The sequence below is a fragment of the Cryobacterium algoricola genome, assembly GCF_004402485.1.
Lineage (GTDB): Bacteria > Actinomycetota > Actinomycetes > Actinomycetales > Microbacteriaceae > Cryobacterium > Cryobacterium algoricola.
Genome location: NZ_SOFG01000011.1, coordinates 285,551 through 304,848 on the forward strand (window position 1 = coordinate 285,551; position 19,298 = coordinate 304,848).

Consider the following 19,298-nt stretch of genomic DNA (forward strand, 5'->3'; position numbering starts at 1 on the left):
CCCCGGTGCCGGCGGCACTCCCCTCGACAGCACACCGTTCATTGTTGGAATTCGGTCGCAGGCCGAAGCAGCTAGGAGATAGATCATGGAAACAACGGAGAGTGAGCGGCGCGTTGCCGTCATCATCGAAGACGACGACGACATCCGTCATCTCCTCGAGGCCGTGCTGACCCAGGCCGGTTTCGACGCCATCGCGACCAGCAACGGTGTCGACGGCGTGCGGGCGGTGCGGGCGTACGACCCGATCGTCACGACCCTCGACGTGAGCATGCCCGGGATGGACGGCCTGGAGACCGCGAAGCGCATTCGGGCCTTCAGCTCGACCTACATCGTGATGCTCACTGCGCGCGACGAGGAGATCGACACCCTTCAGGGCCTCGAAGCCGGCGCGGACGATTACATGACCAAGCCGTTCCGCCCTCGCGAACTGCGCGCCCGGATCGACGCCATGATGCGTCGTCCCCGCCAGACCCTCATCTCACCGTCCTCGACCTATGCGGATGCTGCGGCCGCGGATCCCTCCGACGACTCCGGATTCCCGGCGGCGCCCACCGCGCCGGCGGAGCACGCCGCGGTGGACTACCCCGTCACCGAATTCGCCCAGGCCGCTCCCGAGTACGCGCAGGCGCCTCCGGTCGAATACCAGCCGGCCGCCGCGGCTCCGCAGTACCAGCAGCCGCCCGTTGCACAGCCGCCGGCGTATCAGCAGCCGCCCCAGCAGGCTCAGGCCCCGCAATACCAGCAGGCTCCGCCCGCGCAGTACCAGCAGGCGCCACCCGCGCAGGCCGCTCCGCCGGCGCAGTACCAGCAGACTCCGCCGCCCGGCTACGTCCCCGCGGCGTCAGGCTGGGTCCCCGCCCCGATCGAATACACACCGGCGCCCCCGCAGGGCTGGGTGCCCGCGCCCGCGCCCGCGGCTCCCCCGGTGGCCCAGCCGCCGGCATCCGCCCCGTCGAACGCGCTCGCGCTCATCGAGCCGCAGCCCGCCGTTCCGGACGCCGCTGACTGGATGGAGCACAACGGTCTGCGCCTGAGCCCGGAGATGCGTCTCGCGGTACTTGGCACGGCGGAGCTCGACCTCACCCGCACCGAGTTCGACCTGCTCGCGGCGTTGCTCGACTCCAAGCGCCGGGTGCGCAGCAAGGCCGACCTTGCTCTCCTCCTGCGCGGCGAAAGCTACGTGACCGCGTACTACGTGAATGAGGCGGACAAGCGTGCCGTCGAGGCGCACATGGGCAACCTGCGTCGCAAGCTCGGCGACAGTCTCACCACCCCGCGCTGGCTCGAGACCGTGCGCGGTGTCGGCTACCGGCTGGCGGCTTCCGAGAACGACTGAGGCTCGGCTCTCCGCTATGACGTCGACAGGGGCGGGCCTGACGCCCGCCCCTGTCGACGTCTTCCGCGCCCTGGCGGGCGCGCACACCCTGTGACGCCCGTGGTGGAGCGGAGTACGCGCTCAGTGGCGCGCCGGATCGATGCTGCGGATACCGGGTGGTGCGGATACGGGGTGGGGAGCTACCAGCGTCGCGGCAGGGCCGGAGGCTCCCCCAGGGACCCGTGATCGCTGCGCAGGTCCTCGCGGCGACTCTGCCCGCCCTGCTGCACCCGTTCGGAGTCTTCTGCCCGGGCCGCGAGCACGGCAAGTTCCACGCACGTGGCTTCGCCGACCTCGATGAGGCGGGGCAGGTGCCGGAAGCAACCGGGAAGATCTTTCAGGGCCAGCGCGCTGTGCACGAGGGCCGCAGTCGATTCGAGCACGACCGCTCCGACCATGGTGCTCGTCGACCGGATGCTCAGCAGGACGACATGCGCTTCCTCGAGGTCCGGCCGGGCCAGGGACTCGGCGAGCCGCTCGGCCCGGCTCGGCCACAGGGCAACGAAGTCGCGCAGGAAACGGTGGCGCAACGACGTGTCGCCGCCCACCTGGGTGAGCAGCGTCTCGAGCGCCCTGTCTTCGAGTAGGGCGATCACACGCGGTAGCCCCGGTGGCGCTTGACGAGCGTGCCGAACATGGTGAGGGTCTGGATGATGGTGGTGACACCGAGGATCGGCCAGCCGATCCAGAGAACCGTCGACTGCGCCACGACAGGAAGCTGCAGCCAGATGAACACGAGCGCGGCGAAGAAGGCCGTCGCGAAGATGAGCGGGAAGAGGAAGGCGTTGCCGGAGCCGCGTTCGGCCTTGGCCTGCTCCGCCCAGTTGTCGACCTGCTTGTTGCTCGCGAATTTGGTCCAGGCCCTGAGGAAGTGGCCGATGCGCACCCACATGTAGATCTCGGCGGGGAACCAGGCCAGCGCGAAGAAGAAGTCCCGCCCGTTGCGGTTCTTCATCGACCACGCCGTGCGGAAGTTGAGCAGAAGCGCGACGAGCGGCGGGATCAGCCAGACCGGGCTGAACACGAAGGCGCCGATCGACAGGGACGCGGCGAGCAGCACGATGAACAGGCCGCGCGTGACGATGTTGACGGCCATGGAGAAGTTCTCGATCCAGCGCAGCCGGAGGTTGGGGTGGAAGGGCTGTCCCTTCGTGTCGCCGCGCTGTCCCGGCCACATCAGCTCGATGGCGCCGAAGTTCCACTTGACCTGCTGGGCGTCGAGGCCGCGCAGGGTGGTCATGCCGCCGACGTTGGCCCGGGCCTGGGCGCTGATCTTGGTCAGGTATCCGGCGCTCTTGATCTGCAGGGAGAGAAGGGAGTCCTCGACCTCGCTGTCCTTGACCCAGGGAGTGGACTGCTTGCTGTCGATCATGACCTCCTGGAGGGTCCGGATCGAGAAGATCGAGAACTGCCCGCCGAGGACGGCCATGTTGCGGCCGCGGAGCATGTTCTGCATGTTGAAGGCGGCGAACTGGGTGCGCTGTCCGGCGATGAGGAACTTACCCATGGTGCCGTCGATCTGGCTGTCGTCGATGCTGTAAATGGCGGAGATGCCGCCGACGCGGGTGTCGGAGGAGATCTCGGCCTCGAGGTGCCAGACGGCGCGGGGGTCTGCGGTCGTGTCGCCGTCGACGCCGAGGAGGTAGTCACAGCCCTCGATGAGCGAGAAACCGTAGTTGAGCGCGCCGACCTTCTTGTCGGGGTTCTCGCCGATGTCGTGGATGAAGATCTCGGTGAACTGCTCGATACCGTCGGTCATCCGCATGTGCGGGCCAGCGTAGTGACTGGCGATCTCGACCGTGTCGTCCGTCGTGTTGTTCACGACGACGTGGATCACGTCGGGAAGGCGGGTCTGGGCGAGCAGGGAATCGAGGACCGAAGCGATGGAGTCCGCCTCATTGTATGCAGGAACGATGCACCCGATGGTCGGGCGGAACACGGGCAGAGCGTCGACGATTTCCGTGAAATCGTTCGCGTAGGCCGCGAGGGAAGGGTCAACCGGGGGCTGGGCCTTGACATACGGGGAGTTCTGGGGGTTCTCGTTCACAGGTCTTACTCTGCCATCCGAAGCGCAACTTTTGCCATAGCCCCGGTCAAGGTCTCCGCAAGATAAGCTCAAGCGAAGCCCCTGTCCGGGCGTGAACCACGATCCACGGGAGTCCTCATGCCTGCTCGTTCCCTCTCACGAGTGCTTCCCGCACTCGGTCTGGGTCTTCTGCTCACCATGGGTCTGAGCGGATGCGGCCAGGCACCCTGGGCGACGGGTCTCACCTCGAGTACGCCGACGGCCACCTTCTCGGTCGCGCCGATCATCCCGGTGATCAACGATCTCGCGACCGGGTCGACGACCCGCAATCTGAAGGCCGGTGACGTCACCCTCGCCGTCAATTACTGGTCCACGCTCAACATCGGCGAGTGGACACCCGCCGCGAACAAGCCGATCAGCTTTTCGTTGATCGGAACCCTCGGCACCGACGACGGCCAGGCCGTCTACCTTTCCCGGGTCGGCGTCGTCGCGTCCGTAAAGGGCCCGAGCGGCCCCCTGACCGCTCCGCCCGCGTCGGTCGACCAGGCCTCGATCGCGCCCGGCTACCTGATCAAGACGCCGTACAGCTACAGCCAGACGTTCATCCTGCCCGCTGTCGACCCCGCCGCGACGAGCATCACGCTCGCATTCACCTACGAGGTCCTCGTGCAGTCCACGCCGACCTCTGCGGCCTTCGCGAAGTCGACGGCGAGCGACGAGATCACCGTCGCGCTCACCCCCGCCGAGTAACCGCCGGCCGGGCGGTCTCCACGACGCGGCCCGTCAGATTTCAGACCGCTTCGGAGACGACCGCGATGTCGTTGCCGCCGCCGCGCTTGAGAGTGCGGATGGCCTCTGTGACGGCCGAGGTGAGCACGCCGAGTTCGTAGCCGTGGTCGAAGGTGTCCGCGATGGCGAAACTCGCGGTCAGGCGGATCCGATAGGAATCGGTGACCGGTTCGTCGACGAGCGCGGTCTGGATGCGTTCGGTGATGCTCCTGGCCTCCGTTGCGGACGACACGTTGACGAGAATCAGGAAGCTGCCCGCGGCGGGGTGCCCGATCAGGGCCATCACCGGCGCACTGTTCCGCAGGGTCTGGGCGAACCGGGCGATGGCCGCGTCGCCGGCGGCGCGACCGAAGGCCGTGTTGATCTCCGGGAGGTTGTCGATGTCCGCGCCGATCACGGCGAGCCCGAGTTGCCAGCGGTCGGCCCTCTCGATGTGGTCGGTGGCCGCCTGCACGAAGGCGCCAGACGTCATCACGCCCGCGGCGGAGTGGATGCCATCGGTGAAGTCCCCGACGGCGTTGTTGCCGAGCTTCTCGGCGCGGAGAATCGAGATGGCGATCGAACCGAGCACGATCAGCGACATGTTGACGATCGACACAGATCCCGTGCCGAAGAACCGGGAGAAATTCGGATCGTCGTGGCCGAGCACGACGAGGGCGACCACGCGCGCCGACGTGTAGATCGCGACGATCCAGAGGCTCATCCCCAGGATCCTGCCGTTGATGTTCCTGCCGAGCCTGCCCCGAAGCGCCTCGGAACCGCCGAAGCCGCCGAAGACGGCCATGGCCGCCCACGTCACACCCGAGGCACCCCACTCGTCTCCGCCCGGCGCCGTGATGAGCGTCCAGATCGCGACAACCGCAGCCGCGGCTCCCACTGTCCAGAGCAGGGACTCCCGGGAATTGTAGACGCGGGAGCCGCTCCAGAATGCACCGGACAGCACCACGAGGCCGACGTTGCCGACGACGAGTCCCCACCAGTTCGATGACCCGATGATCGCCACACCATAGCCGAAGGCCACGGCGATCCCCGCGATGAAGGAGAGGCTCCACAGCTTGCCTGCCGCGTCGTTGCGATTGAGGGCGGTGTTCAGGATGAACGACACCCCGCAGAGCACGACGATGAGGGCGCTGACGATAAAGATTGTGGTCGAGTCCAAGTGCTGGGCCCCCTTCTGAGGGCAGTCTACCGGCTGGCGACGGACGTCAGGGGTAGCGTGAAGACCGCCACCGAGCCTTTGCCCTTGGTGGATTCGAGGCGCAGGTCTCCGCCGTGCTTGCGCATGATGTCCCTGCTGATGCTCAACCCGAGCCCGGTGCCGTGCACGCTCGAATTCCGCACGGAGTCCGCACGATAGAACCTGTCGAACAGTTTGGTCTGTTCCTCGGCCGTCATGCCCCTGCCGGTATCGGAGATCCGCAGCTCCACCAGCCCGTCATCGACGGCCAGGGTGACGCCGATCCGCCCGGACTCGACGTTGTACTTGATCGCGTTCGAGAGGACGTTGTCGACGACCTGCCGTAACCGGAACGCATCCGCTTCGACCGTGATGATGGGAAGGGCGTCGACATCGAATGTGATGGTGCGCTTGGCGGCAGAGGGGCCCGCTGACTCGAGGGCGTCCGTGACGATCCCGGCCAGGTCGCACGGGGCGATGTTGAGCGGCAGCTCGTGCTTCGAATCGCTCGCATCGGTGAGCAGCCCGGAAACCATCTCGAGCAGTCGGTCCGAGTTCTTCGACGCGACCTCGAGCATGCCCCTGGTCGACGGGTCGAGCCGTTCGTCGTCGAGAGCGAGTTCGAGGTAGCCGAGGATGGACGTGAGCGGGGTGCGCAACTCGTGCGACACCGAGGCGACCAGGTCGTCACGGGCCTGAATCGCCCTGACCTCGGTGGTGACGTCCCGGGAGACCATGACACCGCCGTCGTAGTCGCCTTTCTCGTCGGTGATGGGCCGCGCGGAGACCAGGAGGGCCGCCTGCTGCTGGCCGGGTTCGCCGACCCAGACGGTGAGGCGGTCGATGGTCTCACCGCGGAGCGCCCGGGAGTACGGCCGGTCGCTTTCGGCGTACGGCGTCACCCTGTCCGCGTGGAACACCGTGCTGACCACGGCCGGCCGGTTGTCTGTCGTTCCATAGAGGGCGAGCAGCTCGCGCTGGGCACGGTTCAGGAAGTTCGCCGTCGATGCGCGATCGAAACCGACGACCCCGAAGTCCACCGCGTTGAAGAGTTCGTCGAGGGTCTGCTCCTGGCGGCGGGATCGGCGCAGGGCCGACTCGAACAGACCGGCCTGCTGGGTGAGCAGCACTCGCTGGGCCGCGGCGCGTTTGGTCGTCAGGTGGGTCGTCACCGCGACGAAGCCCAGCATGGCGGGAATCATCGCGAGCTGGGGAACGTCGGCGATTGAGATGGGAGCGGCACGGAAGAAGCTCCCGCCCCAGATCGCGACGGCGGTCAGGATGACGCTTCCCGTCGCGCCCCTGGCTCCGAAGTGCGTCGACAGCCAGATCACCGGCAGCACCAGGAGGAAACTGGCGCCGATCGCAAGCTCGGCGTGCCAGATCAGGACGATCGCAAGGATATCGACGACGGGAAGCACGACGATCCAGTACTTGGAGTGGTCGCTCCACGTGACGAGGGCGCTGACGGCCGTCGCGATGAAGATCAGGACCACCCCGAGGAAGAACATCGGCGCGCTCAGCCGCTGGATCGAGGTGAGCGCAGTGACAGCGACGAGGAAGAGGGTCGCCCCGGCGAGGAGCAGCTGGGAGAGGAAAACGGAACGGTCGAGGCGCGACAGATTCGGCCTCACCGCGCTGTCCGTCCCGGTCTCGCTCATGGACTGAGACTATCGGTCAGGGCGCCGGCGCTGCAGCAGGAGTCCCTGCACCAACGGGCGGCTCGATTGGGAGACTGTCCGCGGGTACGACAGAGGCGGCCCCGTAGCGCTCGAGCCGGGACAGGGTCTTCTCGAAGCTCTCCGGGACGCCGTAGTGGAATCCCTGGGCGCTGCGGATGCCGATCGCCGCGAGGTGCCTGACCATCGCTTCGTTCTCCACGCCTTCGACGATCATCGAGTATTCGAGGTTGTCGCCGAAGCCCTGCAGGGCGGTGAGTACTTCGCGCTGGCGGATGTCGTCGAGGTCGTCGACGAGGCTGCGGTCGATCTTCAGGATGTCCATGGGCATCCGCACGAGGGCGTCCACCGAGGAGTCCTGGGAGCCGTAGTCGTCGAGGGCGATCAGCAGCCCCAGGTCGCGAAGCCGGTCGGCCTGCGAGCGGATGGCGGGGGTCACCCGGGCGACGGAACGTTCGTTGAGCTCGAGGCACAGCGAGATGCCGGGGTAGCGCCCGGCGAGCTCCTCCATGAAGGTGCCGACCCGATCGGGCACGATCTGCCCGGCTTCGACGTTGATGGCCATGCAGGTAACGCGCGGTTCGACGAGGCGGAAGTCGGCGGCCGCGGCCATGGCCTTCACGGCGACCTGCCTGGTGAGGGCGTCCATCCGGCCGAGGCCCTTGGCCTTCTCCACGATGGACGGCGGAGAGAGCGGGCCGAGCACGGGGTCGTTGTAGCGGACGAGGGCCTCGAACGCCCAGATCTGGCCGGTGACGAGGCTGACGATCGGCTGGAACGCCAGCTCGAGGAGGTCCTCGTCGATGGCGTGCGCGATGATGTCGTTGATCTGGGACGAGCGGTGGCTCGAGATGTTGATGCTGCTCTCGTTGGCTGGGCCGCCGCGGCGCCGCGATTTCTTGATCGCGAGCATGGCCCGGTCGGCGTCCTGCACGAGCTGCGAGACGTCGGTCTCGCGGTGGGCCGAATAGGCGAGGCCGATGCTGAGCGTCGGGGTGTAGCTGCTCGAACCGAGGGTGAGCGGCTGGACGGAGGTCTCGAGAATACGCTCGGCGATCTCCTTCGCCTCGCCGAGCGAGGCCAGGTGCGTGAGGATGACGACGAATTCGTCGCCGCCCACTCGGGCGACGACGTCGCTCGGGCGCACGATCATGCGCAGTCTGCGGCCGAGTTCCCTGAGCAGATCGTCGCCGCTCTGGTGCCCATGCCGGTCGTTGAGGCGCTTGAAGTCGTCGAGGTCCAGGAACAGGACGGCGAGGGCCTCCGAATAGTCGCGGTGGTCGTTGATGTTCGCGAGCGCTGCCTGGAATGCCCGATAGTTCGGCAGGCCGGTGAGGGGGTCGGTGTTGGCGCGCGCGGTGAGGCCGCCGATGTTGTAGTGGGCGCTCATCGCGAGTTCGGCCGCACGGGCGAGGGCGTTGAGCGCGCTCGTGTCGTCGGCGGTGAAGACGCCGCCCATGGGTTCACGGCCGGCAACGACATACCGGAGGTCCGTCTCGGAGAGCAGCATGGGGGCGCTGATCTCACCGGTGCGCGCGGGTTTGTCGCGAATGACGACGTACTCGACTCCGATCGTCGTCGCCACGGCCCCGTGAAGCAGCTCGAGGACCCTGGCCGTCGCCTCCGCGTCGTCCTCGGGACCGGACTGGACCCGGCCGGCGGAGATGTCTTCGCGCCCGGCCGCCCCGAGCGCTGCCGCGCCCGCAATGAGGCCGGTGAGCCGGCGACGCATCGTCACGACGCGTCCGATGAGTTTGATACCGACCGCGGCGAGGGTGAACGCGAGCAAGGTGGAGATGACAAAGGCGCTCGAGTCGCGGCTCACGACGCGACCGACGTTGTGGAAGACGACGACGAGCGCAGAGACGAGGGCGCAGCCGATGATCATCACCGCCAGTCGTGCGGGCACGACCAGTGGGCCAGTACGGGACGAGATCGGCCTGACCAACTGCATCCGCAGGTATTCGATGGTTGCGACGAGCGCGACATACGTGGCGCCCGCACAGGCGGCGGCGGCGTAGTCCGGAAGGCCGCTGGCCGTGGCACCGGCGAGGACGGCGACGGCCGCAGCGGATCCCGTGCCCGCGAGACCGGCGCTGTAGAGTGCCACATCGACGCGGCGGGTGCGCGCGAACACGATGAGCAGCACGCCGATGACGATGGCTCCGGCCGCGTCGAGGGGTGTGATCACGGCGGAGAGCACGGGCAGCACGAGGATGGGCAGGCTGACCACGGGGCTGCGGTGCTGTTCAGCGCCGAGGTGCACCCAACAGACGTTGAGCGCTGCGGCGCAGAGCATTCCGACGAAGGCAACCCACCAGATCGGCGCCGGCATGCGGGAGAGGGACACGATCGCGGCGACCACGACGACGCCGGCGATCGCGGCGAAGAGTGCGATGATGACCCGCCTCACGCTCTCCGAAACGCGATAGCCGCCCATGATGTTCACAGTACTGTACTTGCTTCGGCGCCCGTATCCGGCATCGACGTATTGCCGTCCGGTCAGGAGGCGAGGAGGTCCGCGGCCACGAGTTCGGCGATCTGTACGGCGTTGAGTGCGGCACCCTTACGGAGGTTGTCGTTGGTGATGAACAGGGCCAGTCCGCGTCCATCCGGAACGCCGGGGTCCTGACGGACCCGACCGACGAAGCTCGGGTCCTTCCCTGCGGCCTCGAGGGGCGTGGGGACATCCGTGAGCACGACGCCCGGAGCGTCCTTGAGCAGTTCGAGCGCACGGGCGACCGAGAGCGGGTTCGCGAACTCGGCGTTGATGGAGAGGGAGTGGCCGGTGAAGACCGGCACCCGCACACAGGTGCCCGAGACGAGCAGGTCGGGCAGTTCGAGGATCTTCCGGCTCTCGTTGCGGAGCTTCTTCTCCTCGTCCGTCTCGAAGAGTCCGTCGTCGACGATCGAACCGGCGAGGGGAACGACGTCGAAGGCGATCGGACGGACATACAGCACGGGTTCGGGCATCGGGACGGCCGAACCGTCGTGCACGAGCTGGAGGAGGTTGTCGCTGTGCGCTGCGGCGCGGATCTGGCTCGCCAGTTCCTGGGCGCCGGCGAGACCGCTGCCGGACACGGCCTGGTAGGTGCTCACGATGAGGCGCTGCAGGCCCGCTTCGTCGTGCAGGACCTTGAGCACGGGCATCGCGGCCATCGTGGTGCAGTTCGGGTTCGCGATGATCCCCTTGACCGCGTGGTGGATGGCTTCGGGGTTGACCTCGCTGACGACGAGGGGCACGTCGGGGTCCATCCGCCAGCCGGAGGAGTTGTCGATCACGGTGACGCCGGCAGCGGCGAACCGGGGGGCCTGGATCTTGGACAGGGTCGCGCCTGCGGAGAAGATCGCGATGTCGAGCCCGGTCGGGTCGGCCGTCGCGGCGTCTTCGACGACGATCCGATCGTCCTTCCAGGGCAGGGTGGTTCCGGCCGAACGTGCAGAGGCGAAGTAGCGGATGCCGGCAACCGGGAAGTCCCGCTGCTCGAGCAGGTGCCGGACGACGGCGCCCACCTGGCCGGTTGCCCCGACGACTCCGATGTGGATTCCTGCTGTGCTGCTCACGGTTTCTTCCCTAGTATCTGTCTGTCGTGCTGTCTGACGGTCTGACTGCGGGTGACGCGGTGTGTGCGACTGCGGCCCGGCTCAGCGGCCGGTGCCGCCGTGCACGACGGCCTCGGCGTCGTCGTCGAGGTCGAACGCGGTGTGCACGACCCGGAGCGCCTCGTTGATGGTGTCCGCGCGGGTGACGACGGAGATGCGGATCTCGCTCGTCGAGATCATCTCGATGTTGATCCCCGCCTCATAGAGCGCGGCGAACAGCTTCGCGGAGACACCGGTGTTGGTGCGCATACCGGCGCCGACGAGGGCGAGCTTGCCGATCTGGTCGTCGTACTGCAGGCTCGCGAACCCGACGTTCGCGCGCTCGTTCGTCAGCGCGGTGAGGACCCGCTGTCCTTCCGACTTCGGCAAGGTGAAGGAGATGTCCGTCAGCCCGGTCGCGGCGGCGGACACGTTCTGGACGATCATGTCGACGTTGGCGTTGGTGTTCGCGACGATCTTGAAGATCTGCGCGGCCTTGCCGGGGATGTCGGGAACGCCGACGACGGTCACCTTTGCCTCGCTGAGGTCGGCGGCGATCCCGGCGATGATGGGCTCTTCCACTTTTTCTCCGATCAGGGATTCGGTCGTGCTGGTAACGGGGGGCGTGCCGACGGTTCCCTCGGGGAGCGCGGTCGCCGGGTCGGTCGTGTCGGGGTTGTAGACGATCGTGCCGAGATTGTTGTTGAACGACGAGCGCACGTGCAGGGTCACTCCGTGCCTGCGGGCGTATTCCACGGCGCGAATGTACAGGACCTTCGCTCCGGCGGCGGCGAGCTCGAGCATTTCTTCGCTCGAGATGCGGTCGAGTTTGTGTGCCCGGGGAACGACGCGCGGGTCAGCGGTGAACACGCCGTCGACATCCGTGTAGATCTCGCAGATGTCGGCGTTCAGGGCGGCAGCGAGGGCGACGGCCGTGGTGTCGGAGCCGCCGCGACCGAGGGTGGTGATGTCCATGGTGTCGCGGTTGAAGCCCTGGAAGCCGGCGACGATGGCGACGGCGCCCTCGTCGAGCGCCGAGCGGATGCGACCGGGCGTGACGTCGACGATGCGTGCGGCGCCGTGGTGCGCGTCGGTGATCATGCCGGCCTGGCTGCCGGTGAAGGAGCGGGCGTCGTAGCCCATGCTCTTGATCGCCATGGCGAGCAGGGCCATGGAGATGCGTTCGCCGGCGGTGAGGAGCATGTCGAGCTCGCGCGGCGCCGGGATCGGGGTGACCTGGTGCGCGAGGTCGAGAAGTTCATCGGTGGAGTCGCCCATCGCGGAGACGGCGACGACGACCTCGTTGCCGGCTTTGCGCGTGTCGACGATGCGCTTGGCGACGCGCTTGATGCTCTCGGCGTCGGACACGGATGATCCGCCGAACTTCTGCACGATCAAGCTCACGTGGCGCTCCTGGGGGTTCGGGTCTGCGGGCATGGCGGGCATGGACCCGTCTCCCATCATAAATGCTGTTGTATTCGGCGTCGGCAATGTGACGCCGCACACGCGGAGTCACCGAGCGCCCCTCGCACTGGGGGGCGGACGCCGATTGACACTCTGTCAATGGCAGTTCTACCGTGTGATCAGGGCGAAACGACGAGGAAGTTGGGGACCAGGTGCCAGACGTGACCGCACGACGGAGCGCACGATCCCGGCTGAGCAAACAGCCGGACGAACGCCGCAGCGAGATCGTGCGAGCGACCCGCGCGCTCGTCGTCGAACGCGGGGTCGCCGCGGTCACGGTCTCGGCCATCGCGGATCGGGTCGGCGTCACCCGCGGGCTGATCTACCACTACTTCCCCGACACGGGCGCCCTGATCGACCTCATCTGCGAGGACCACATCGATGAGTTCGTCGCAGACATCCGCCGCTGGGATGCCGCGCGCACCCCCGGCGATATCGATGGGGCGCTCCTCGCCTGCGTGCGGCTGTTCCGCCATCACCTGCACGACAAGGACCTGTTCCGGAAGGACCTGGGCCGGAGCGAGAACGCGGGGCTCTACATCCGCTTCGTCGACCGGGCCGTGCAGGCCATCGTCGACTGCCTGCAGGCAACCACGGTCGAGGCGTACCAGCGCCGCCACCGGGTCGACATCGACAACGTCGCCGAGGTGTTCTACGTGCTCGTCTTCGGGCTGATCGGGCTCGTTCGCGCCCGGCCGGGCGTGCCGGACGACGTCCTCGTCGCGATCGTGCGGCAGACGCTCCACCTCGACCCGAACGGCCCCGATTCTTCCCCCACTGCGTCCATCACAAAGGAGTAATGACTATGTTTCTATTCGCGGCAATCCCGTGGTCGTCGACGCTGATGTGGGTCGCGGTCGTTGCGGGGCTGATGATCGCCAACGAGGTCGCCAGGGCCAACAAGTGGGCGGCGCTCGCGCTCTTCATCGCGGTCCCCCTCGCGCTGACGATCTTCGTCTGGCCCACCACGGCCGGGGCGGGGTCGAGCACCGGCACCTGGTTCCACTGGGTCAAGGTGTACTCCGCGCTCGCGGGCTGCCTCGGCTTCGTCGCGATCCGGTTCATTCCCCGACTCGCGAAGAACCGCTGGGCACTGATGTTCCCCGCGCTCATTCTCGCCGTCAACATCTTCGAGGCCGTGATCCGCGACTTCCAGGTCTCCGGACTCAACGGTGAGGTCGACGGCGTCTTCATGGTCGGCGGAGTCTGGAACATCATGAACGGCATCGCCGGCCTGCTGAACCTGCTCACGATCTGCGGCTGGGCGGGCATCATCGTGAGCCGCGGCCCGAAGAAGGACATGATCTGGCCGGACATGCTCTGGTTCTGGATCATCGCGTATGACCTCTGGAACTTCGCATACGTGTACAACGCCGTCGGCGACCACTCCTTCTACGCGGGCGCAGCCCTGCTGGTCTCCTGCACCATCCCGGCATTCTTCATCAAGCGCGGTGCCTGGTTGCAGCACCGGGCCCAGACGCTCGCCTTCTGGATGATGTTCACCATGGCCGTTCCGACATTCGTGACGAGTTCGAGCTTCGCCGTGGAGTCCTCGCACAACCCGGTCGCCCTCTTCACGGTCAGTGCGGTCTCCCTCGTGGCGAACGTCGCCGTCGTGGTCTACCAGCTGTACACGATCGTGAAGCGGCGCAGGAACCCGCTCACCGATGAGCTGTATGTGCACCTGCACGCGTACCAGGCCGTGCTCGCGGAGAACGCGCCGCTGCCGGTCCCGCCGACGGGCGGGGCATCCGCTGCCGGTTCGACGCCGCGGCCGACCGCCGGGGTGCGCTGACCCGTTCCCCAAGTCACCTTTCCGGTCGAGAGTTACCCGCGTAGCGGGCACTCTCGACCGGAAAGGTGACTCTCGGCACTGCGGCGCGCGTGCGCGGTGCGCGGTGCGACGCGGGCGCGGGACGCGTGCGGTGCGGAGCGGAGGCGGCGGGCCGAGGCGGTCGCGCGGTCAGTTCGTGACGGTGCGGCGGCCCTCGAAGGCACGGCCGAGGGTGACCTCGTCGGCGTACTCGAGGTCGCCGCCGACGGGCAGCCCGGAGGCGAGCCGGGTGACCGTGATCTCGAGGGTGGTCAGCAGGCGCGACAGGTAGGCCGCCGTCGCCTCGCCCTCGAGGTTGGGGTCCGTCGCGATGATGACCTCCTGCACGGTGTTGTCGGAGAGGCGCTGCAGCAGCTGGCGGATGCGGAGCTGGTCGGGCCCGATGCCGTCGATGGGGCTGATCGCCCCGCCGAGCACGTGATAGAGCCCTTTGAACTCGCGGGTGCGTTCGATCGCGACGACGTCTTTGGCCTCTTCGACGACGCAGATCATCGCGGGGTTGCGGCGTGGGTCGCGGCAGATCATGCACGTCGGCTGCTCGGAGACGTTGCCGCAGATCTCGCAGAAGCGCACCTTGTCGCGTACCTCGAGGAGGACGTTGGCGAGGTGGGTGACGTCGAAGCTCTCGGTCTGCAGAATGTGGAACGCGATGCGCTGCGCGGACTTGGGCCCGATTCCGGGCAGTCGACCGAGTTCGTCGATCAGTTCCTGGACGATTCCTTCGTACATGGTCAGTCGCCTCTGGTTCGGGGTGCCGGTTCGTACGGCTGTTCTTCGAGGAAGGTCGCGCCGAGGACCTCGCGGACCACGGATTCGCCGTAGCGCTGCTTCTCCTCGAAGGCCGGGCTGCGCCTGCCGTCCGGGGCGATGGTGTTCGGCCCGGAGTGGGTGACGTTATGGTCGGCGGGAGGGTGCACCGGTGCCTGTGCGGACCGGCCCTGCGGTGCCGGCGGCGCCTGGCGCGCGGCGGACCGGTTCGGGACCTGCCGGGCCGAGCCTGGCGCACGATCGGGCGGGGTGTCCTCGTCCGGAGGCACGTCGCTGTCGTCGTAGGGCGGCGGCCCGTCGTCGTATGGCGGTTCCTCCTGGCGGGCAGCGGATGCCGTGGGTCCGGGAACCGACGACGCGGAGTTCGCCGGCCTTGCCGGGCTCGGCGAAGCGGAAGCGGGGGCCGCTGTGGGGGCGCGCGCGGCCTCGGGGTCCGTGGCCGCTCCGGACGCGTCGCCCGCGCCCGGAATCGCGACGGTCGCCCAGGCCGTGACGGAGCCGGTCGGCTCTGCGGGCGCGGTGGGCGATGCCGATGCGGAGGTGCCGGAGGCCCGGGGCGGACCGGCGGAGGCGGCGAGATCGGTCGTTGGCGCAGACGCGTCCGGGCGCCCGGCCTGTTCATCGGCTGCGCCCTCGCTCACTACTGGGGCCGGAGCTGCGGACTGGGGCACTGGTGCGGCCGAGCCCGAGGCCGGTGACGCGGGCACGGGTGCTGCGCTGGGCACCGCCGAGCCGCTGGCGCTGGGGGTCGGAGCCCCCGGCACGTTGACCCGCGCAATGAGACGCGGCGTGAAGCCGAGGACGGAGTTGACCGCCCGCTTGAGGTAGTCGCCGACGCCCTCGCCCGGCGCGGCGGCCTGCTTGAGGCCTGCGACGTCCTTCTGGCTCGGGAACGAGAGCACGAGCAGGTCGCCTTCCCGGAATTCGAGGACGTTCGCCGTGTAGAGCACCAGCCACGCGCTCGTCTTGGCGGCCTGGACGGCCTCGAGAACCTCCGGCCAGGCGTCCTTCACCTGCTGGAATGTGACCGGCCCGATCGGGCGGGCAGAGGCAACGGGAGCCGGCACCGGTTCGCTCGGCGTGCCGGCTGCCGGCAGAACAGGCGCGTGAACTGACGGCGCGCTCGAGCCAGCGGCACTCTCAGCAGGAGTTTTCACAGCAGGACTCTCGGCGGCAGGAGCGCTCACGGCCGGGGCCGGTGCGGCAGGGCTTGGTGCAACGGATGTGGCCGCACTCGTGCCGACCGCACTTGCGTCTGCGTCGCTCGCACCCACACCGCTTGTGCCGACACCGCCTGTACCAACACCGCCTGTACCAACACCGCTTGTGCCGACACCGATGCGGCGCTCGAGCCGTTCGACGCGGGCGAGGGCGCCGCGGGTGGAGTCGTCGCTCGCCGGGATCAGCACGCGGGCGATCATGAGTTCGAGGTGCAGCCGGGGCGAGGTCGCGCCGGTCATCTCGGTGAGTGCGGTGTTGAGGATGTCGGCGGTGCGGGAGAGTTCGGCCGGGCCGAACTTGGCGGCCTGGACGGCCATCCGCTCGATCTCGTCTTGCGGGACCCCGCGGAGCACGGCGGACGCGCCCGCTGCGGAGGTCGCCGCGACGACGATGAGATCGCGCATGCGCTCGAGGAGGTCTTCGACGAAGCGGCGCGGGTCCTGGCCGGTCTGGATGACGCGATCGACCGCGTCGAAGGCCGCGGCGGGGTCGCGGGCGGCGATCGCGTCGATCGACTCGTCGAGCAGGGACGCGCTCGTGTAGCCGAGGAGGGCGACCGCACGGTCGTACTCGACGGAGTGGTCGTCTGAGCCGGCCATGAGCTGGTCGAGGAGTGACAGGGTGTCGCGGGGCGACCCGCCGCCTGCACGGACGACGAGCGGCAGCACTCCGGGTGCGACGGCGACCTTCTCGCTTTCGCAGAGCGTCTGCACGTATTCGAGCATCGGTCCAGGCGGCACGAGCCGGAACGGGTAGTGATGGGTGCGCGAGCGGATCGTGCCGATGACCTTCTCCGGCTCGGTCGTCGCGAAGATGAACTTCACGTGTTCCGGCGGCTCTTCGACAATCTTGAGCAGGGCGTTGAAGCCCTGCGGCGTGACCATGTGCGCCTCGTCGAGGATGAAGATCTTGTAGCGGTCGCGGGCGGGCGCGAAGATGGCGCGCTCGCGGATGTCCCGGGCGTCGTCGACACCGTTGTGGCTCGCGGCGTCGATCTCGACCACGTCGAGCGAGCCTCCGCCGTCGCGGGAGAGCTCGACGCAGCTCGGGCAGACACCGCACGGGGTGTCCGTCGGACCCTCCGCGCAGTTGAGGCAGCGGGCGAGGATGCGCGCACTCGTCGTCTTGCCGCAACCGCGGGGGCCGCTGAACAGGTACGCGTGGTTCACCCGATTCGTGCGCAGGGCCGTCATCAGGGGTTCGGTCACCTGGGACTGACCGATCATCTCGGCAAAGGTCTCTGGCCGGTAGCGGCGATACAGGGCGGTAACCACGGGTCAATCGTAGCCGGGACCGCTGACAGTCCCGCCCGGAGGCCGGCGGGCGCGCGCGAACCCGAAGACCGCGCGCCAGGCATCCGCTCGCGCCGGCCCCACGGCTGCGCAACGTCGGAGAAATTCTCGACACGCCGTAACTCCGGGCAGCGGATGCCGCGCGTCGCGAAAAACTCCGACGTTGCGTCTCCGAGCCCGTACCGAGAAGACCGCAAGGGTGTAGATGGAAGGCTAGAAGTCGGTGTGGCCGAGGTCGGGGCGGGGGACGAAACGGGCGCGGCTGCTCCCGGTTCCGTGCAGGAACAGGACCACGATCTCGTTGCGGTCGCCCAACACCGGACCCGGCACGTACAGGGTCGTCTGCGGGCCGCGATCCCAGAACCGGCCGAGGTTGAACCCGTTGATCCAGGCCTGGCCCTTGCCCCAGCCGGCCGTGCTGAGGAAGAGATCGCGTCCCGGCTCGGCGTCGAACCGGCCGCGCGCGAAGGCGGGTCCGCTGAGTGAGCCGACGGGGGCCTCCCCGGCGACCGTGCCGGCTGCGGGCTCGGCGGCCCGCAGCGAGTCGTAGGCGAATGTCAGGTCGACATCCAGGTCGGGATCGAGATCGCGCTCACCAGCCCCGTCGGAGCATCCCGGATGCGGGCCGAAGAGCCGGCTGCCGGATGCGGCGAATCCGTCCACGTCCAGGGGCAGCACCTGCCAGTTCCCCAGCAGCGTCCCGTCGAGCGTCGCCGGGCCGATCAGACCCTTGTCCTCGCCGATCCTCGGACCGTAGTTGACCCGGCCCTGGTCCTCGACCAGGAGGTCGAGCAGGGACCCCTGCGGGAGGCTGATCGACCGCTCGTGGTGATCCCGCTGCAGCACACCGACGGGCTTGCCGTCGACGAAAACCTGCGCACGATCGCGTACCGCGCCGAAGGACAGCAGGTGCGCGCCCGGTGCCAGCCTGGTGCGGTACAGCGCGAATCCGGTGTACTGGCCGAGGGCATCCATGCTCGGCAGCTCGGGCACGGGCTCGCCGGGCGGACTCGCCAGCTCGCGAACGGCGTCCCAGAGCGTCACCGACTCCGTGAGCTCGACCTCGAAGTCGGGCGCGGCCGGCACGGCTTCGGGGAGTTCGGCGGGCACAGGGGCGTACCGGGCGAGCACCTCGCGAAAGGCGAGGTACTTCTGCGTCACCTCGCCGCTTTCGGAGAGCGGCGCGTCGTAGTCGTAGGAGGTGACCGTCGGCTGGAACACGCCCTTGTCGTTCGCCCCGTTGGTGAAACCGAAGTTGGTACCGCCGGTGAACATGTACAGCGACACGGAGGCTCCGGTGGCGAGCAGGTCGTCGAGCTCACGGGCCGAGTCTTCCGCCGAGGTGGTGTGGTGGTGGGCGCCCCAGTGGTCGAACCAGCCGTTCCAGAATTCCGCGCACATGAGCGGCCCCGTCGGCTGGTGGCGGCGCAGGGTCGCCAGACGTTCGGTCGCACGCGATCCGAACGATCCGGTCTTGTGCAGGCCCGGCAGGCTGCCGTCTGCGAGCATCTGGTCGGTGGGCTGGTCGATCGTGGTGAGGGGCAGGGTGATGCCGCCGGCCCGGTTGAGGTCGACAAGCGCACTCAGGTAGTCCTTGTCGTGGCCGTATGCGCCGTACTCGTTCTCGATCTGCACGAGGATGACGGGCCCGCCCCTGTCGATCTGCCGGGAGGCCACGATCGGAAGCAGTTGCTCGAAGTATTCGGCGACCGCCGCGAGGTAGAGCGGTTCGTTGCGGCGCACGCCGACGGCCGGGTCGCGGAACAGCCAGCCGGGCAGGCCGCCGTTGTCCCACTCGGCGCAGATGAAGGGCCCTGGCCGCACGATCGCGTACATTCCCTCTGCCGCGACGAGGTCGAGGAACCGGCCCAGGTCGAGCCCGGCATCGGTACGGAACTCCCCGCGCACCGGCGAGTGCGCGTTCCACGCCACATAGGTCTCGATGGTGTTGAGCCCCATCAGACGGGCCTTGTGGATGCGGTCGGCCCAGTGGTCGGGGTGTACCCGGAAATAGTGGATGGCCCCGGCGAGCACCCGGAAGGGACTCCCGTTCAGGAGGAAGTCGGTGGCGCCGATCGCGAAGTCGCCCAT

At 68.2% G+C, this 19,298-nt stretch carries 14 protein-coding genes; 4 read left to right on the top strand and 10 right to left on the bottom strand.

Features of this window, described 5'->3' with window-relative positions; all coding sequences use genetic code 11:
- Nucleotides 1–85 precede the first annotated feature (85 nt).
- The gene (locus tag E3O44_RS19890) at nt 86–1,336 is read left to right on the top strand and encodes a winged helix-turn-helix transcriptional regulator (protein WP_134534216.1); all 1,251 of its coding nucleotides are present in this window, start codon (nt 86–88) and stop codon (nt 1,334–1,336) included.
- 179 nt (nt 1,337–1,515) lie between these two features.
- On the opposite strand, the gene E3O44_RS08165 is transcribed toward E3O44_RS19890, so the two are convergent.
- Nucleotides 1,516–1,971 carry a hypothetical protein gene (locus tag E3O44_RS08165; RefSeq protein ID WP_134534218.1) on the bottom strand — a complete coding sequence of 152 codons (456 nt, stop codon included), beginning with the start codon at nt 1,969–1,971 and terminating at the stop codon, nt 1,516–1,518.
- A complete protein-coding gene (locus E3O44_RS08170) occupies nt 1,968–3,422 on the bottom strand; it encodes a glycosyltransferase family 2 protein (protein WP_134534220.1) in 1,455 nt (484 codons plus the stop codon). Before E3O44_RS08170 ends, E3O44_RS08165 begins: the two co-directional genes overlap by 4 nt.
- A 117-nt stretch (nt 3,423–3,539) precedes the next feature.
- On the opposite strand from E3O44_RS08170, the gene E3O44_RS08175 reads away from it, so the two are divergent.
- Nucleotides 3,540–4,151 (top strand): hypothetical protein, encoded by a 612-nt coding sequence (locus E3O44_RS08175; protein ID WP_241976162.1) that lies wholly within the window; start codon nt 3,540–3,542, stop codon nt 4,149–4,151.
- Nucleotides 4,152–4,191: 40 nt separating this feature from the next.
- Here the strand turns inward: E3O44_RS08175 and E3O44_RS08180 are convergent, their stop codons facing one another.
- The 5 genes from E3O44_RS08180 to E3O44_RS08200 form a co-directional block, all read right to left on the bottom strand.
- Nucleotides 4,192–5,349 carry a GGDEF domain-containing protein gene (locus tag E3O44_RS08180; protein ID WP_134534222.1) on the bottom strand — a complete coding sequence of 386 codons (1,158 nt, stop codon included), beginning with the start codon at nt 5,347–5,349 and terminating at the stop codon, nt 4,192–4,194.
- A gap of 26 nt (nt 5,350–5,375) precedes the next feature.
- On the bottom strand, nt 5,376–7,028 hold the full coding sequence (locus E3O44_RS08185) for a sensor histidine kinase (RefSeq protein ID WP_134534224.1): 1,653 nt from the start codon (nt 7,026–7,028) through the stop codon (nt 5,376–5,378).
- Nucleotides 7,029–7,044: 16 nt separating this feature from the next.
- A complete protein-coding gene (locus tag E3O44_RS19855; protein ID WP_166792585.1) occupies nt 7,045–9,486 on the bottom strand; it encodes an EAL domain-containing protein in 2,442 nt (813 codons plus the stop codon).
- 62 nt (nt 9,487–9,548) lie between these two features.
- A complete protein-coding gene (locus E3O44_RS08195) occupies nt 9,549–10,610 on the bottom strand; it encodes an aspartate-semialdehyde dehydrogenase (RefSeq protein ID WP_134534228.1) in 1,062 nt (353 codons plus the stop codon).
- Between the two features lie 81 nt (nt 10,611–10,691).
- On the bottom strand, nt 10,692–12,032 hold the full coding sequence (locus E3O44_RS08200; RefSeq protein WP_134534851.1) for an aspartate kinase: 1,341 nt from the start codon (nt 12,030–12,032) through the stop codon (nt 10,692–10,694).
- Nucleotides 12,033–12,253: 221 nt separating this feature from the next.
- Between E3O44_RS08200 and E3O44_RS08205 the strand changes: the two genes are divergently transcribed.
- Complete coding sequence (locus E3O44_RS08205) at nt 12,254–12,892, top strand: TetR/AcrR family transcriptional regulator (protein WP_166792586.1); 639 nt, start codon at nt 12,254–12,256, stop codon at nt 12,890–12,892.
- Nucleotides 12,892–13,887: a DUF5692 family protein gene (locus E3O44_RS08210; protein WP_241976166.1), complete on the top strand. Its 996-nt coding sequence runs from the start codon at nt 12,892–12,894 to the stop codon at nt 13,885–13,887. Before E3O44_RS08205 ends, E3O44_RS08210 begins: the two co-directional genes overlap by 1 nt.
- 168 nt (nt 13,888–14,055) lie before the next feature.
- Here E3O44_RS08210 and recR read toward each other — a convergent pair whose 3' ends face one another.
- The 3 genes from recR to E3O44_RS08225 all read right to left on the bottom strand — a co-directional run bounded on the left by recR (nt 14,056) and on the right by E3O44_RS08225 (nt 19,298).
- Nucleotides 14,056–14,655, bottom strand: a complete 600-nt coding sequence (gene recR / locus E3O44_RS08215; protein ID WP_134534232.1) for a recombination mediator RecR — start codon at nt 14,653–14,655, stop codon at nt 14,056–14,058.
- Nucleotides 14,656–14,657: 2 nt separating this feature from the next.
- Entirely contained in the window at nt 14,658–17,189 is a 2,532-nt protein-coding gene (locus tag E3O44_RS08220; protein ID WP_134534234.1) for a DNA polymerase III subunit gamma and tau, read from the bottom strand.
- A gap of 231 nt (nt 17,190–17,420) precedes the next feature.
- Nucleotides 17,421–19,298 carry a glycoside hydrolase family 35 protein gene (locus E3O44_RS08225; protein ID WP_134534236.1) on the bottom strand — a complete coding sequence of 626 codons (1,878 nt, stop codon included), beginning with the start codon at nt 19,296–19,298 and terminating at the stop codon, nt 17,421–17,423.

What these genes read in the sequence shown, in the direction of transcription:
- E3O44_RS19890 (WP_134534216.1), top strand. Translation starts at nt 86, where the DNA reads ATGGAAACAACGGAGAGTGAGCGGCGCGTTGCCGTCATCATCGAAGAC.
- E3O44_RS08175 (WP_241976162.1), top strand. Translation starts at nt 3,540, where the DNA reads ATGCCTGCTCGTTCCCTCTCACGAGTGCTTCCCGCACTCGGTCTGGGT.
- E3O44_RS08185 (WP_134534224.1), bottom strand. Translation starts at nt 7,028, where the DNA reads ATGAGCGAGACCGGGACGGACAGCGCGGTGAGGCCGAATCTGTCGCGC.
- E3O44_RS19855 (WP_166792585.1), bottom strand. Translation starts at nt 9,486, where the DNA reads ATGGGCGGCTATCGCGTTTCGGAGAGCGTGAGGCGGGTCATCATCGCA.
- E3O44_RS08210 (WP_241976166.1), top strand. Translation starts at nt 12,892, where the DNA reads ATGACTATGTTTCTATTCGCGGCAATCCCGTGGTCGTCGACGCTGATG.
- recR (WP_134534232.1), bottom strand. Translation starts at nt 14,655, where the DNA reads ATGTACGAAGGAATCGTCCAGGAACTGATCGACGAACTCGGTCGACTG.
- E3O44_RS08225 (WP_134534236.1), bottom strand. Translation starts at nt 19,298, where the DNA reads ATGGGCGACTTCGCGATCGGCGCCACCGACTTCCTCCTGAACGGGAGT.